This window comes from Paenibacillus sp. FSL P2-0121, from assembly GCF_037975345.1.
Classification (GTDB): Bacteria; Bacillota; Bacilli; order Paenibacillales; family Paenibacillaceae; genus Paenibacillus_AQ; species Paenibacillus_AQ odorifer.
On record NZ_CP150245.1, the window covers coordinates 1561942 to 1577140 of the forward strand.

14 protein-coding genes are annotated in these 15199 nt (G+C 46.1%); 8 read left to right on the plus strand and 6 right to left on the minus strand.

Annotated elements, in window-relative coordinates:
* Window positions 1–123: 123 nt before the first annotated feature.
* On the minus strand, window positions 124–1479 hold the full coding sequence (locus MKY54_RS06955) for a dipeptidase (RefSeq protein ID WP_036680069.1): 1356 nt from the start codon (window positions 1477–1479) through the stop codon (window positions 124–126).
* A 158-nt stretch (window positions 1480–1637) separates the two neighbouring features.
* On the minus strand, window positions 1638–2321 hold the full coding sequence (locus tag MKY54_RS06960; RefSeq protein WP_076282243.1) for an SDR family NAD(P)-dependent oxidoreductase: 684 nt from the start codon (window positions 2319–2321) through the stop codon (window positions 1638–1640).
* A gap of 115 nt (window positions 2322–2436) precedes the next feature.
* On the opposite strand from MKY54_RS06960, the gene MKY54_RS06965 reads away from it, so the two are divergent.
* The 4 genes from MKY54_RS06965 to MKY54_RS06980 all read left to right on the plus strand — a co-directional run bounded on the left by MKY54_RS06965 (window position 2437) and on the right by MKY54_RS06980 (window position 4834).
* Window positions 2437–2832, plus strand: a complete 396-nt coding sequence (locus MKY54_RS06965; RefSeq protein ID WP_244886429.1) for a helix-turn-helix domain-containing protein — start codon at window positions 2437–2439, stop codon at window positions 2830–2832.
* 42 nt (window positions 2833–2874) lie between these two features.
* Window positions 2875–3828, plus strand: a complete 954-nt coding sequence (locus MKY54_RS06970) for an RNA methyltransferase (RefSeq protein WP_076125464.1) — start codon at window positions 2875–2877, stop codon at window positions 3826–3828.
* Between the two features lie 33 nt (window positions 3829–3861).
* Complete coding sequence (locus MKY54_RS06975; RefSeq protein ID WP_076125462.1) at window positions 3862–4479, plus strand: NUDIX hydrolase; 618 nt, start codon at window positions 3862–3864, stop codon at window positions 4477–4479.
* Between the two features lie 202 nt (window positions 4480–4681).
* Window positions 4682–4834 (plus strand): hypothetical protein, encoded by a 153-nt coding sequence (locus MKY54_RS06980; RefSeq protein WP_155288093.1) that lies wholly within the window; start codon window positions 4682–4684, stop codon window positions 4832–4834.
* A 101-nt stretch (window positions 4835–4935) separates the two neighbouring features.
* Here MKY54_RS06980 and MKY54_RS06985 read toward each other — a convergent pair whose 3' ends face one another.
* Window positions 4936–5403 carry an ASCH domain-containing protein gene (locus MKY54_RS06985; protein ID WP_076125460.1) on the minus strand — a complete coding sequence of 156 codons (468 nt, stop codon included), beginning with the start codon at window positions 5401–5403 and terminating at the stop codon, window positions 4936–4938.
* Between the two features lie 24 nt (window positions 5404–5427).
* Window positions 5428–7389: an ABC-F family ATP-binding cassette domain-containing protein gene (locus MKY54_RS06990; protein WP_339189975.1), complete on the minus strand. Its 1962-nt coding sequence runs from the start codon at window positions 7387–7389 to the stop codon at window positions 5428–5430.
* Between the two features lie 465 nt (window positions 7390–7854).
* On the opposite strand from MKY54_RS06990, the gene MKY54_RS06995 reads away from it, so the two are divergent.
* From MKY54_RS06995 to MKY54_RS07005, 3 genes are all read left to right on the plus strand, one after another.
* Entirely contained in the window at window positions 7855–8232 is a 378-nt protein-coding gene (locus MKY54_RS06995; protein ID WP_036680049.1) for a PH domain-containing protein, read from the plus strand.
* Between the two features lie 595 nt (window positions 8233–8827).
* Window positions 8828–10405, plus strand: coding sequence for a gamma-glutamyltransferase (ggt, locus tag MKY54_RS07000; protein WP_339189977.1), 1578 nt, complete (start codon window positions 8828–8830; stop codon window positions 10403–10405).
* Between the two features lie 118 nt (window positions 10406–10523).
* Window positions 10524–11960 (plus strand): amidase family protein, encoded by a 1437-nt coding sequence (locus MKY54_RS07005; protein WP_339189979.1) that lies wholly within the window; start codon window positions 10524–10526, stop codon window positions 11958–11960.
* Between the two features lie 808 nt (window positions 11961–12768).
* Here MKY54_RS07005 and MKY54_RS07010 read toward each other — a convergent pair.
* Window positions 12769–12966, minus strand: coding sequence for a hypothetical protein (locus MKY54_RS07010; RefSeq protein ID WP_076308051.1), 198 nt, complete (start codon window positions 12964–12966; stop codon window positions 12769–12771).
* A gap of 27 nt (window positions 12967–12993) precedes the next feature.
* On the minus strand, window positions 12994–13146 hold the full coding sequence (locus tag MKY54_RS07015; RefSeq protein ID WP_339189981.1) for a hypothetical protein: 153 nt from the start codon (window positions 13144–13146) through the stop codon (window positions 12994–12996).
* 442 nt (window positions 13147–13588) lie between these two features.
* On the opposite strand from MKY54_RS07015, the gene MKY54_RS07020 reads away from it, so the two are divergent.
* Entirely contained in the window at window positions 13589–15163 is a 1575-nt protein-coding gene (locus MKY54_RS07020; RefSeq protein ID WP_339189983.1) for a PucR family transcriptional regulator, read from the plus strand.
* Window positions 15164–15199 lie beyond the last annotated feature (36 nt).

Below are 15199 nucleotides of genomic sequence, written 5' to 3' on the forward strand. Positions count from 1 at the left end.
GGTGATAGCAATGGTATGGTGGTTTTATAAATGGACTAAGCAATGATCCTCTTTTGTTTGGCCGCATACTAAAAAGCCAGGCTCCCAATTTAGGGAACCTGGCTTTAATTGTTTGTAGGGAGCTTATACAGTCTTTAGGAACTCAACAATGGTGAGTAATCCCTTGTCGAAGTTCTCCAGGTTGAAATGCTCATCCGGTGCATGCAGGTTCTCATCATCGAGACCAAAGCCCATCAGAACGACAGGTGCTTCCAGCACACGGGAGAAGCTCTCCATGATCGGAATGGAGCCGCCGTCTTTGGTGAAGAGGGCACGGGTTCCATATACTTTGCCATATGCGTCTGCTGCAGTTTGCAGAATAGGATTCGACGGATCGATGTTAAAGGCACGTGCCTTCTCCATTTGCTTAACATGCACTTTCGCTCCGGTCTGAATATTAGCCTTCAGATGTGCTTCAACGGCATCGAGGATATGCTGTGGATCCTGATCGCCTACTAGGCGGCAGGTAATCTTCGCATGGGCTTCTTTAGGGATAACCGTCTTACTGCCTTCCCCTTGGAAACCGCCGTATACGCCGTTAAGCTCAAGCGTAGGACGAGCGCCAATCCGTTCTACAAAGGAATAACCTTCTTCCCCGTATAACGATTCCAATCCAAGACCTTCGCGGATTTTATCTTCATTCACACCTTGCTTCACGAATTCTTCCCGCAGCATTGGGGATAGTTCAGGAACACCATCATAGAATCCGTCTACAGATACACGTCCTTTGTCGTCATGAAGCGAGCTTAGTAAAGATACTAGGGCATGCAGTGCATTCGGAACACCGCCGCCGTAAGAACCGGAGTGCAGGTCTGTCAAAGCGGTAGTTACATCAACTTCAAGGGAAGCTAGTCCACGTAGCCCAGTGCAGATGGCAGGACGACCGCGTTCCAATAGGGATGTATCGGAGACTAACACCGCATCCGCAGCGAGCTTTTCTTTATTGGCTTCAAGGAACGGAGGCAGATTCACACTGCCGATTTCTTCTTCCCCTTCGATGCAAAGCTTGAGATTCACAGGAAGAGTACCTTCTTGTTTCAGGATCGCCTCAATGGCTTTGAGGTGAACGAATACTTGTCCTTTGTCATCTGTTGCTCCGCGTGCATAAAGCTTGCCATCACGAATCTCTGGTTCAAATGGAGGTGTGGTCCATAGGTTTAATGGGTCTACTGGTTGTACATCGTAGTGACCATACACGAGAATGGTTGGTTTGCCTGGAGCATGAAGATAATCGGCATATATAACGGGATGTCCCGCTGTCGGATGCAACTCAATGTTCTCAAGTCCGGCTTTTTTCAGGGTGTCTGTCAGCCAATGGGCTGCCTTCAGTACATCGTCCTTATGTTCAGATAAGGCAGAAATACTTGGAATTCTGAGCCATTGTTTTAGTTCTTCGAGATGTTCATCCCGGTGGGTTGAAAAATAAGTTTCGTATGACATAGTGAGTATGTACCTCCTTAAGTTTTGCTGCGCAAAACCGGCTTTGTAAGCGCCTGGGCATAAGCTTATTGGCCATGCGTGACCGTCTTGTTTAGCATTCTATAGGAACCATTATACTGGAGAACTCACTATGGATCAAAAGCGATGGGGCAAACCTCTCACCAGATGATTGTAGCCGGTGTCACACCTTGGGGAAAAGTATCCTCAGTTTTGCTTTTGTCCATATACATCTCATACCAAACATCAGCGATGAGTCCTGGATCTGTAGCAGTGCCGGGTTTAATGAATACACCAAGTGCTAAATGACCTACATAGATTCCTTGTGGAGCCAAATCTGCATGCAGGTTAAGTGCGTAGTTTCTTAATCCGCTAAGCGCAATGCCAACATTACCCATCATCTGCATGGGATAGACGGAGGACAATCCGGTTGTGAACAGCAGTGCGCCGCTGCGTTTCTCCAGCATCTCAGGCAATACCTGTGCTACGCTGCGGATAGCGGCTACAACCAGTGCCTGAAAGGCATCCTGTGCATTTTCTTCGGTTACTTGTGAAGCAGGAGTAGGAGGGTAATTTCCACTTGTCGGGCTGAATTCGAGCACATCGATAAAGCCGTATTTTTTCTTGATATTATCGAAGGCTGTGGCTACTTGTTCTTTATTGTATACGTCGGCAGGAAAAGCAGCAGCCTCGATATTTAGTGCTTGCAGTTCCTGAACAAGGGTGTTCAGCTTCTCTTCATTTCGAGAGATTAATGCCACTTGAAATCCGTTGGCTCCGAATTTTTTGGCGATTGAGAGTCCTAGGCCGGGTCCAGCACCCATGATGGCAATGGTCTTTTTCATGATTTATTAGTTCCTTTCCGGTTGTTGATTACTAACAGTAACCATGATAAGCTGAATAGGCTTGAGGGACAAGAAGGCACTATTACATGCTTAAGTTACATGGAGGTAACCACAGTTGGAACATTCAAAGGAAGAACCCACCCGGTTCATGCCGATGCTGGAGGATTGCTCCATTACCCGCCAGATTCTGGACAGGGTCGGAGACAAATGGAGTGTACTGATCATAGTCAATTTAGGTGCTGAAGCTTTGCGGTTCAAAGAGTTGCAAAGGCGCTCTGGAGGGATATCACAACGGATGCTGACCCAGACCCTGCGCCATTTGGAACGGGATGGATTAGTTTGGCGTAAAGCGACGCCTACAGTCCCACTGACTGTGGAATACGGTCTGACGAGCATAGGAGAATCATTGTTGGGACCTTTAACCTCGCTTGTGGACTGGGTCAACAAAAACAATGGGAAGATCGCCAAAGCGCGTATAGATTATGACCACCAGCACGATACACAGGAGTAACAAGACAGCAGAACAATTCACTGGGATAGAGGATGGATTATATTGCATACGGAAAGTGGAACAAACACATTTATTTATACTTACACCTGTTCAGAGGACGAATTATCGCTGTGTCAGATGGAGCTGCGATGTCTTTTTGGCGAGCAGGTGCCGACTGCTCTTTTTAAGAGTGAGGTTGAAGTGGATGTCAGCCGCAGTCCCTTCATTAAAGAGCGGATAGATGTAATGTATGAAGGGGATAGTCTGCCTGAGATTTATGATCAAACGGAGCAGGTGGAGCTTGGCGGCAAGACGTTTAAGGTTATTTTTGTGAAGACCAACGATCTGGGCCCTGCAGACAAAATAGAGTATGATGAGCGCAGAGTGATCGAGCGGGAAATTGGGTTGCGGATTGAAGGAGAAGCGGATGTTAACCATCCGGAGCTGGTATACGGCATTGTTACGCTGGGTGGACGCTGGTACTTCGGATCTTATCATAAAAACAAGGCAACTTGGTTCCGCCAAATGAAGAAGCCACGCAGCTATTCTATCGCGCTTAGTACACGTGTTGCCCGTGCCGCGGTTAATATGGCTATTCCGAATCCTGAAGGTATACGTGCTATAGATCCTTGCTGTGGTATTGGAACTGTAATGGTAGAAGCCTTGTCAATGGGAATCGACATGGTTGGACGTGATATTAACCCTATGATTGCTACCGGTGCGAGAACAAATATTGCCCATTTTGGATTCACCAGTGAGGTAACGCTTGGGGATATTGCGGATATCACTGATCATTACGATGTAGCCATTGTAGATATGCCATATAATCTATATTCTAGTATTACACCTGAGGAGCAGTTCGCGATTCTAGTGAATGCGCGACGGATTGCAGATCGGGTGGTTATCGTTGCGATTGAACCGATGGACGAGATGATCACTGAAGCTGGATTTACAATCATAGACCGTTGTGAAGCTAAAAAAGGAGCCTTCTCGCGTCATTTAATGCTTTGCCAGTAATCCTAATCAAGGTACCGAAAAAGGGGTGCAGCAATGGAGCAGAAATGGTTAACGTGGGCCAAAGAAATTCAGGCCATCGCACAGACTGGATTAACTTATGCTAAGGATGTTTATGATATAGAACGGTATCAAGCTTTGCGGGAGCTCAGTGTAGATATCCTCGCTAATTATACCTTCGAAAGCAAGGAGAGAATTAGACTCTCCTTTGCGGGTGAAGGGGGTTATGCTACTCCAAAAGTTGATGTCCGTGGTGTTGTATTCCGGGAGGATGAAATTCTACTTGTTCGCGAGAAGTTGGACGGGAATTGGGCGCTTCCTGGTGGTTGGGGAGACATTGGACTGTCCCCGAGTGAGGTTGTTGTGAAAGAAATCAAAGAGGAATCGGGTTTTGAGGCAGAAGCAGTTCGCTTACTGGCTGTATTAGATAAGAAATTTCATAACCATCCACCGGAGCCTTATCACGTGTATAAGTTCTTTATTTTATGCCGCATTGTGGGCGGAGAGGCAATGGAAGGGGTAGAGACAAGCGAAGTTTCTTTTTTTGCAGAAGATAAGCTGCCTGAGCTCTCAGCAGAGCGGAATACAGAGGCACAGATTCGGACGATGTTTGAATATTTACGAAATCCGGAAAAAGTAGTAATATTGGACTAAGAATCTGCATATACTGTATGACTTCCGCAAATTTAAGTTTTTAATTATTCAAAATTTGGTTAATATCTAATATGTAAGCACTTACAACGGTTTGGCCGCTGAGCCTTTATATCTACCAAAATTCAAAATTTTAATTTTTTGGGTCGAGCGGTCTACATTTTTTCCTCTACTGTGACGATAAGATATTTTAGGAGGGGATCGCATGGAACAAGAAGAATTGAGCATTCCATTGAAACAGGAAAATGTGGTGCGTCCTGCAGAAGGCAATATTGCCACTGGGCTGGTTTGGGGTATCTTAATCAGCATTCCGTTATGGATCTCTGTTATTGGCTGGATTTTGGGATTTTGGCACTAAACCATAAATTAATGAGGATCTAATTCTGTTGAATTTATAGTATACACAAAAGGCTGTCCCTTCCTTGTGGAAGAGACAGCCTTTTGCGTTTTCTGAAGATCTTAGCCTTTTGTATATACCACTTTAAAATTCTCACAAACAACTTTCATCTTTGGATCAAAGGGTTTGTTTAAGAATTTTAAGGATTCTCGGGTGAAGAACTGCTCATGATCATGACGCCATGACTTAAGCGTCCGGTCACCCTCTCCTTCAGTATAGGCAAACTCAGCGCTAACCTCATCAAAAGGTATAATTTGTACCTCTGTAGTAATAATTATTGCCTGCGGATCACCAGAACCATCCAGCACGATACTGTGCCCGCCAACTTGCGGAAACGTCTCGTCACAAGTTTCAAATATATCATAATTTGAAGCAGTTCCTGTCTTGATCCCACGAATCACCAGATCGAGCAGTTTATCGGCCATCTGGGGACTGTCACCAAAGGCCCAGGCGTCATATTTATCCGCTTTTTGTGGATGAAGCTGGGTATATTCTTTCCATAACAACTTAATTTTCTCTTTGTTGCTCATATGCTCATCTCCTTATAGATCAATTTATAGATCAGTTGTCTCCATCCATCCTGTATAGAGCTCATCCAACTGTTCCTGTATCGCATCACGTTCTTGTTGCAGTTCAGCAAGTTCAACTGCATCGCTGCTGATCAGGGGCTCTAACATCTTGGCATCGATCACGCCAAGGCGTTTCTCTACCTCTGCAATGGCCGTTTCCCAGTCGAAGGTGGTGTTTTTCCTACGGGAACTGGAGAATTTAGCGTTGGTTTCTTTCCCTGAATTGTTAGATTGAGGCTTATCAGAGCCTGAACTTGTTCGTTCTGCAGAGAAAGGTTTAGCTTGATCCGCAAAAGAGGGAGCTAATAATGCTTTTTCAGCTTGTTTTTCCTTGTAATATTCATAGTTTCCGTTGAACACTCCAAACCGCCCGTCTTCAATGGACCATAGTTTGTGAAATAGACGATTGATGAAATAACGGTCATGAGATACCGCCAGAACTGTGCCTGGAAACTCCTCTAATGCTTCTTCGAGTGCTTCACGAGAATCTATGTCCAGATGATTGGTCGGCTCATCGAGAATCAGCAGGTTTGGCTTGCGATGCATTAGTACAGCGAAACGCAGGCGGGTCCATTCACCACCGGACAGATTCGTAATGTCTTTGAATACATCGGGACCATAGAATAGGAAACGTGCAAGCTGCCCGCGAGCTTCACCTTCTTCAAGTCCAGCTTCTTCGCGGAAGTAGCGGAGTACAGACTGTTTGTTATTTTCCGGAACAGCCTCTTGTGCGAGGTAGCCGACCACAGTTCTTGAACCGAGTGTACAGCTTCCGCTGTCCGGGGTTTCCTGCCCTAAAATAATTCTTAAAAGTGTACTTTTACCTGCCCCGTTACCGCCGATGAGTGCCGTAGTCTCTCCGTAGCGAAGCACTTCGTTTGCCTCTGTGAAAAGGCTTCGCTGACCATATGCTTTTCCGATATCCTCCAAAATGACAACCTGATTACCGGAACGGTCATTTTGCTGTAGCTGCAAATCCATTGATTTGCGCTCCAGAATGGGACGTTTAACCTTCACCATACGATCCAGTGCTTTTTGCATGGATGCTGCTCTCCGGTAAAAGGAAGGGTTAGGAGGAGTCCCGCGATTGCCAAATTCAATGAGACGTTTGATGCTTTCCTGCATTTGTTTTATTTTTTTCTGCTGCTCTTGATAATCAGCAAATTGTTGAAGAAGTCGTGTTTCCTTCTCCACTTGATAGCCGCTGTAGTTGGTGTGGAAGGTAAAAGCCTCGCCATCTTCAATCTCGATGACTTTCTTGACTACAGCGTCCAGAAAGTATCGGTCATGGGAGATCGCCAGCACTGTTCCATCATAACTCTGTAAAAATTGCTCCAACCATTCGATGGCATTCATATCGAGATGATTGGTTGGTTCATCCAGTAGAAGGATGTCTGGACGGCGCAGCAGCAGCTCCGCAAGTCCGACTTTTGTTTTTTCTCCTCCTGAAAGAGAGGCGAACAGTCGGCTGTATTGTCCGGTTCCGATCCCGAGACCCGAGGCTACGCGCTGAATAGAGGATTCGATCTCGTAACCTCCGGCGGCCTCGAACTTATCCTGCAAGCTGCCATATTCTTTTAACAGCCGATTCCAGAGGGTTTCATCCGTTCCGCTGTTAAAGCTGGACATTTCCAGCTCAAGCTCCCGCAGGCGGTGCTGCCATTGCAAAGGTTCAGCAAAGCTGCGCTGTAGAACATCATATACGGTTTCTTTTTCGCTAACTTCTTGTATTTGAGCCAGCAGGCCTACTACGCTACCTTTGCGTATTGAGATTTGCCCTTCATCGGGACGTTCTTCCCCGTTCAGCAGGTGGAATAGTGTCGTTTTGCCACAACCGTTGCGGCCGATCAGGCCAATTTTTTCCCCTTGGCGGATATCGAAGGTAATGCTATTCAGCACGAGCTGTGCCCCGTGGTATTTTTGAACATTTTGGCATTGGATGATCATATATATTCTCCTTTAAGAATGCCCTTCGCACCGCCAGTACCCTAAATGGCTCCGAAATCCTGTAAAAAACCATAAAAAAAACCGTAGGGAAATTTCCCCACGGCCTTATCATTCTCCGGTTAACTGATCCGTCCGGGTGATGGCAGGAAAGGCATTTCACAATTGTGTAGTGTTATTAAATTCATACAAATGGACAGACTTCTCCCGTTATCGCCATTTACATGAGCAATGCCAGCTATCGCTTTAGGTAGCCGACTCATAACACTGTTGGTCCAATTGTGATCCATTCCTTCCACACCCCTCTCTTAGTAAATTTAATGACAGTGTAATCAAAAATCAAAAAATAAGCAAGTAAAAAGATGTCAGAGAGTATTTTTACACAGCATAGAATATAAAAAATAGAATAATATGGTTCTATAGTGGGGGGCAAGTGGCTAAATTTAACGGATGAAAAGAGGAAGAGATATGGCACTTTTTGACGGGTTAATGGGCAATGCATCGCAAGTGAATCTTACGGAGGTCCAGCGGGAATACGCACAAATTCTTGCCCCTCAGGAGAAAATTGAACGCGCCTATAAGCTGATTAGAGATATGTTCATTTTTACGGACAAGCGGCTTATTTTGGTGGATAAACAAGGTCTGACGGGCAAAAAAACAGAATATCATTCGATCCCTTACAAAAGCATCTCGCATTATTCCGTGGAGACGGCAGGGCATTTTGATCTGGATGCGGAGCTATGTATCTACATTTCCAGCAGCACGCTTCCGGTGAAGAAGACCTTCAATAAATCCGTAAATATTTACGAGGTGCAGGCCGTGTTATCGCAATATATTTTAAAATAAATTGTTTATTTGGTGTTCCAAAGCACAAGCCCCCCTAAGTAAAAGTGGCTAAGATTACTAAGGTTAGATGCAGTTAGACATATCTGAGATAGGCAGAGCCACAATACATAACCGAGATAGGCAGCTATATGGCGGCAAAAGGTGACTAGACATATTCGAGATAGGTAGCTATATGGCGGCAAAAGGTCACGGTAGTACGCCATGGGTGTATGCAGCTCCATGTAATTAAAATGATTTTATAATATTCGTAGGCGTGAATCTACAAGGTTAAACAAAGAGGACCTCTTATTTGTGCATAGCTCACAAAAAGAAGAGGTTTATTTTGCGTTTCAGCGTAACCGATTGACAAAGGATTTTCGTGTAATGTTAAATGACACTAATTAAACCAGAAGTTATAGGGGGCTCGCAGAGGAACCTGCCGCAGAATATAGGAGATTGAATATGTTGAAGAATCCCGCCGCAAAAAATAAGGAGTTGGGACATGGCGGAGAAACTCGTAAAACATAGGGGGATGGGCATGGTGGAGGGGAGAAACCCGTAAAACGTAGAGGGATAGGCATGGCGGAAAAACCCGTAAAACATAGGGGGATGGGACATGGCGGAGAAACCCGTAATAGGCACAAAAACTATGGTAGTTAGCCCCCATTATTTAGCCTCGGCTGCTGGTGCACGTATGCTGGAAAAAGGGGGGAATGCCTTTGATGCAGCGGTGGCGATCAGTGCGACATTAGCTGTAGTATATCCACATATGACGGGGCTAGGCGGAGATTCCTTTTGGTTGACCTATAACACGCAAGAGGCGCGTGTTCGGGCCTATAACGGAAGCGGGCGCTCCGGGTACGGAGTCCGCAGAAGCAGCTACGCCGGGGAAGCTTTCATCCCGCGGCGGGGGATTCGCAGCGCCATTACGGTGCCGGGGATGGCGGACAGTTGGGATGCCATACTGAGTAAGTATGGCCGCTTTACGCTGGCGGAAGTACTGGAGCCTGCCGTTGGTTACGCTTTGGAGGGGTTTCCGCTGTCGCCGGATCAGCGGAATAACACGGCTGTTGCGGGCTCTGCGCTGTCACCGGAGGCGGCAGCGATTTACACGCCAGGCGGCGTGATTCCTTGTGCTGGATCGCGATTCCAGCAAAAACAGCTGGCGGCCACCCTGCGGACATTGGCGGCGGGTGGGCGGGATGCTTTTTATAAGGGGAAGATTGCGGAGGACATCTGTGACTTTATGCTGGCATCTGGCGGGTATCTGACTCGGGATGACTTTGCGGATCATCAGGGCGAGTGGGGCGAGCCGCTTCATACGGATTATCACGGGCATACGGTGTACCAAGTGCCGCCTAACTCTCAAGGTTTCACAGGACTAATGAGTCTTAATATGTTGGAGTATTTCAATTTTGAAGCAATCGAGCATGGATCGTATGAATATTATCACCTGCTTGTTGAAGCGTTGAAGTTAAGCTTCCACGATCGGGATAGGGTGCTTACGGATCCGGATTTTAGTGCTATACCTTTGGAGCAGCTGCTGGAAAAACGTTATGCAGGACAATTAGCATCTGCGATTTCGATGCAAAAAGCTACACAACTGACAAGTCAGCCTATCGGCAGTGATACAGCTTATGCTGCAGTTGTGGATGAAGACGGGAATGCGGTCTCTTTTATTCAGAGTCTGTATTTTGAATTTGGTTCGGGCGTGATCGCTGGGGATACGGGGATTTTGCTGCAGAATCGAGGTTCGTTTTTTTCGCTGGATCCCGGGCATATCAATACGCTTGAGCCGCATAAGCGCAGCTTCCACACACTGATGCCAGCGATGGCCTGCCGCGAGGGCAAACCTGTGATTTTGTATGGGACGCAAGGTGGCGAAGGTCAACCACAGACTCAAACTCTGCTGCTCACAAGGATGCTGCATTATGGCATGAATCCACAAAAAGCTGTGAATGAGCCACGTTTTGTGTGGGGGAGAACGTGGGGAGAGCCTACGCAAGAACTGAAGGTGGAGAGTAGGGTAGCTGATGAGGTGCTGGCGGATTTGGCCGCAGCCGGTCATATTGTCCGGAAAGTAGATGACTACGATGGGGTTATGGGGCACGCTCATGTGATTTCGATAGATGACAATGGATACCGCAGTGGGGGAACGGACCCGCGCTGCGATGGTGCGGCGATTGGGTGGTAAGTATAGGAATGATGGAGCGGCCGGAAGGACTCTGAAGGAATCGTAGGAGAAAAGGTGACGGATCTGAAAGGCTACTAGAGGGATTGTGATAGTAATGGTGAAGGGAGGAGGAGTAATTATGGTTTTGGATAATCGGTATGGTGCGTTTATAGATCCTGAGCTTACGGTTGAGAGTTTAGGTAGCGGGATATTGGATGGACTGACCTTTGCAGTAAAAGATGTATTCGCTGTAGCTGGACACAGCTCTTCTGCAGGTAATCCTGATTGGCTGCATAGCCACCATCCGTCCACGGAGCATGCGGTGGCTGTACATCGTTTACTGTTGTCGGGTGCTACACTTCGTGGTGCTGCCCATACGGATGAGCTGATGTATAGTCTGGGCGGCGAGAACCATCATTTTGGAACGCCGATTAATCCGCGTGCTGTAGGTCGTATCCCGGGCGGATCTTCAAGTGGTTCGGCAGTAGCGGTAGCTTCTGATAGTGTTGATTTTGCGCTCGGTACGGACACTGGTGGCTCAATTCGAGTACCTTCCTCCTATTGCGGAGTATATGGCTTTCGACCAACGCATGGAGCTGTGGATTTCCAAGGTGTTATTCCATTATCTCCGGCTTTTGATACCATTGGCTGGATGTCAGATCGTTTGGATGTGCTCCAGCAGGTAGGGGAAGTGTTGCTTGTGGCTGGGAGTACATCTGTGAAGACGGCGAAGAAAATAGAAAGTAGTATAGAGGAAACTGTAGGGAAGAGCATAGAGAAGAATGTATTGGAAAATTTAGAGAACAACTTAGAGGGAGACATGGTGAAGACTGATAAAAATAATTTAGAAAAGAGCCAGAAGGAAAGTTTAGAAACGATTTTGGAGAAACGTATTGAGAAGAGTGCTGAGAAGAGTACGGAGAAAATTTTAGAGATTGGCCCGGAGAACAAGGTAAAAAAGATAATAGAAGACAAAAACAAAATGGGTACTTTATTTGTTGCTACTGACTGCTGGGCTTTGGTTAATCTGGAGAATGCAGCTATTTTATCGGAGGGATTAAGGTGTTTGCGATCAGGGGCAGATCATCTCATGGAGATAGAGATTGCTTTGGAGGGTTTAAAGGTCTGGATGGATGTTTTTAGAGAATTGCAGGGGAATGAAATTTGGGAAACTCATGGCGCTTGGATTGAGAACGAGAAACCAGTCTTTGGACCTGATATTGCAGCGCGATTCTCGTGGGCTGCTAGTTTGGCGGAAGAGGATCATAGTGTTGCGAAATGTAAGCAAAAAGAGATTTCTAATCAGATGCGCTTGCTGCTAGGTGAGGACAATTGTCTTGTGATTCCGACAGTTCCGGGACCAGCGCCGCTGCGTGGAGGGGATTTGCGCCAATTGGAGGAGAATCGTAGCGGTGCGATGATGTTGAGTTGCATAGCAGGGTTGGCGGGTTTGCCTCAGGTAACAATACCTATGCTCTCCACAAGTGGATTGCCACTGGGATTATCCGTTATTGCCGGACATGGTCAGGATCTCCGGTTACTCTCTTGGGTAAATGAAGTGTGGCAGCAGTCCTGAGAAGCTGGGTATAGCGGCCTTGAAAAAGCGATACTAAACAGACTGAAGGTACTGAACAACATATCTTGATGATACTTTTCTAGTTACTGTTAACCGGTACTCCTCCATTACCCTCTAGGAATACACTCTAGAAATACACTCTAGGAGTACACTCTTGGAATACACTCTAAGAATATACTCTTGGAGTACACTCTTGGAATACACTCTTGGAGTACACTCTTGGAATACACTTTTGGAATACACTCTAGGAATACACTCTTGGATTACATTCTAGCAATACACTCTAACGCCACACTCACTTATTCATTCACAAATTAACGAAATGCACATGTCATTCCCTCCTGCTTTTAGTTTTATTGACACCGGGGAGCCTAGTGGAGTTGCTTTTAATACTGAGGTAGTTGGAGTTAGCTCAATAGTGGGGCAGTAGTGTGAAAAAGATAAATTCAGCGCTCGATTGTGTGGTGTAAGACCAGTGGAATTAAGTGAATACGTCGCTGGAGAGAAAAGAACGGTATAAATCCCGCAGAAATCGGAGAAATGGCTAAAGAAGCTAAAAAGAACGGTATAAATCCCGTAGAAGTCGGGGAAATGGCTCAAGTAACTAAAAAGTACAGTATAAATCCCGTAGAATCTAGGAAAGTGGCTTAAGTAACTAAAAAGAACGGTATAAATCCCGTAGAATCTAGGAAAGTGGCTTAAGTAACTAAAAAGAACGGTATAAATCCCGTAGAAGTCGGGGAAGTGGCACAAGTAACTAAAAAGAACGGGATAAATCCCGTAGAAGTCGGGGAAATGGCTCAAGTAACTAAAAGTACAGTATAAATCCCGCAGAATCTAGGGGAATGGCTAAAGAAGCTAAAAGAACGGTATAAATCCCGCAGAATGTGGCGAAGACGCCTATGTAGCCAAAAAAAAGGGCAAAAGTGCCCTTCACCTCAGCAATTTCGGCTGGATAGCTGGAAAGAAGGGCAGAAGTGCCCTTCATCTCGGCAGTTTCGGCCAAACAGCCAAAAAGAAGGGCAAAAAAGCCTCACACCTCGGCAATTCCGGCCGAATAGCCAAAAAGAAGGGCAAAAATGCCTTTCACCTCGGCGATTTCGGCCAAACAGCCAAAAAGAAGGGCAAAAAAGCCCTCCACTTCTACCAGCAGCAGTAGATCTATAAGCGCTTGTACCTCCGCCACAGCTATAGTGGAGTGGTATTATCTCTACTCGTATGGATCTCCTCCACCGATCAATTCCCCGTCTTGCAGCGCTGGTGTGCCTGCGACTTCGATCCGATGGCCAATGCGAATGGCCCGAGAATACCCTCCCATCAACTCCCATGTTGAACCCGTAAAAACTTGTTTTACTCGAAAGCCCTCCCTCAACTCCACCTACTATTTTCCGATCCCCTTATATAGTTCACATGAACGATATGAGCTAAAGTTCAATAATTCATAATTCATAATTCATAATTCATAATTCATAATTCATCATTTATGTTCATTTTGTGTTAAGTTTATTTACATACAATCATGAAATTTTAACTTTCCTCTATTCAACACGGTTCATTTTAATTATAATGTTACATAAAATAACATTATAATTAAAATGGTTCTATTGATCCTAATAAGGAGGGGTGGCATGCATCTTACGGTTGAAGAAGCGTTGTCCATTTATCCTTTGTCCGAGGCGAAGCTTATCGCTGGGTCTAAAGGGAAACATCGAATTGTGAAGTCAATTAATGTAATGGATGCCCCCGATATCTCGGATTGGATCAAAGAAGGCGAGATGCTGCTAACGACAGCCTATTTGATAAAGGACAATATGGAGGAAGCCTCTGCCTTGCTGCAGACTTTAAATCGCCGGGGATCTTCGGCCTTGGGCATTAAGCTGGGGCGGTTTTGGGATGAAGTACCAGAGCAACTGGTCGCAGAAGCGGAGAGTCTTAACTTCCCTCTAATCCAACTGCCGTTCGAGTTTACTTTTTCGGATCAGATGAATGGTCTGTTTCGCGCCGAGCTTAGCCGCAGCACTCACGTTCTGCAGAGCATTATGGAGAAGCAGAAAAAGCTGATGCAATTCGCCTTAAGATCTGTCCGCAGCCGTCCGTTGTTTGACTCGGTGTCTGAAGTGATTGGCCATTCACTTGTGGTGGTTAGCGCACGGGGGGATGTGATCTACAACAACTCTGAATACCATCCTTCAGAGCTGCTGGAGGGGTGGCCATGGCAGAAACGGAATCAGCGCTTTCGTGTGGGAGATCATGTGAGCTACCGTACGCCACTTTTGCAAGGAGAGAAGTGTTCCGGATATCTATTGTTTTGTGCCATCGACCCTTTATTGCTCCCAATGGAAGAAAGTTTGTTCGTTCAGGGAGCTGAACTTATTTCATATCATATTCATTCAGGATACGAAGATTATTTTGAACAGGCAGAACACAGGGAGTTTAGCGGATTGCTGAGACGTTGTTTGAGTGGTAATTTATCTTACACAGATTTGGCGCAGGCTGCTCTCGATTTGGAGATTGAGCTGCTTCAATCACCATTTTGTCTCTTATTGACCGATACAGCTGCGACTGGGGAAGAACGCCAAGGGGAGCTACTCAGGCTAAAAGAAGAATATCTTGAACATCCCAGGCTGCGGGAAGTAAAGGGAATTCATGTGATCATAGATCAAGGACTTTTGTCTATATATCCGGGAGATCGTCAGCGTCCTGAACAATTTCGGGATCTAATCCAGCTTTGTTTTGACAACATGAAGTTTGATAAGGGATATTATCCGCGAGCTGCGATAAGCAGTTGTAAAGCGAAGCCGGAGGGGCTGAAGGAGGCTTTTGCCGAGGTAAAGGATTGTATGGGAATGCTTCAGGGCGGGGGAGTAAAAGGGAGTGTTGTGCATTACCGGCAGCTTGAGTTTAACCTGCTGCTCGGGCAAATTCCGGCAGAGGTTATGGAGAAATATTGTAATGGAAGTCTAAGAGGGTTGCTTAGCCGAGAACCGGAGTATGTCAGGGAAATGCTGCGGACGCTGGAAGTTTATCTAGAGAACGATGGTCATGTTAATGAGACGGCTAAGAAACTGTTTATTCATCGAAACACGGCTACCTACCGGATTGAGAAGCTTAGTGAGCTGCTGGACGTCGATTTTAAAAAAATAAATGATCTCATGAGGTTGAAGTTAGTATTCATGTTTCGGAGGATGCTCGGACGGGACTAAGGTCTAAGTTCTAAGTTCTGGGTTGAAATGCAAACA

Excerpts from the sequence above, each read along its gene's own strand:
- MKY54_RS06975 (WP_076125462.1), top strand. The coding sequence starts at position 3,862 with ATGGAGCAGAAATGGTTAACGTGGGCCAAAGAAATTCAGGCCATCGCA.
- MKY54_RS06985 (WP_076125460.1), bottom strand. The coding sequence starts at position 5,403 with ATGAGCAACAAAGAGAAAATTAAGTTGTTATGGAAAGAATATACCCAG.
- MKY54_RS06980 (WP_155288093.1), top strand. The coding sequence starts at position 4,682 with ATGGAACAAGAAGAATTGAGCATTCCATTGAAACAGGAAAATGTGGTG.
- MKY54_RS07020 (WP_339189983.1), top strand. The coding sequence starts at position 13,589 with ATGCATCTTACGGTTGAAGAAGCGTTGTCCATTTATCCTTTGTCCGAG.
- ggt (WP_339189977.1), top strand. The coding sequence starts at position 8,828 with ATGGCGGAGAAACCCGTAATAGGCACAAAAACTATGGTAGTTAGCCCC.
- MKY54_RS06995 (WP_036680049.1), top strand. The coding sequence starts at position 7,855 with ATGGCACTTTTTGACGGGTTAATGGGCAATGCATCGCAAGTGAATCTT.
- MKY54_RS06990 (WP_339189975.1), bottom strand. The coding sequence starts at position 7,389 with ATGATCATCCAATGCCAAAATGTTCAAAAATACCACGGGGCACAGCTC.
- MKY54_RS06960 (WP_076282243.1), bottom strand. The coding sequence starts at position 2,321 with ATGAAAAAGACCATTGCCATCATGGGTGCTGGACCCGGCCTAGGACTC.
- MKY54_RS07005 (WP_339189979.1), top strand. The coding sequence starts at position 10,524 with ATGGTTTTGGATAATCGGTATGGTGCGTTTATAGATCCTGAGCTTACG.
- MKY54_RS06955 (WP_036680069.1), bottom strand. The coding sequence starts at position 1,479 with ATGTCATACGAAACTTATTTTTCAACCCACCGGGATGAACATCTCGAA.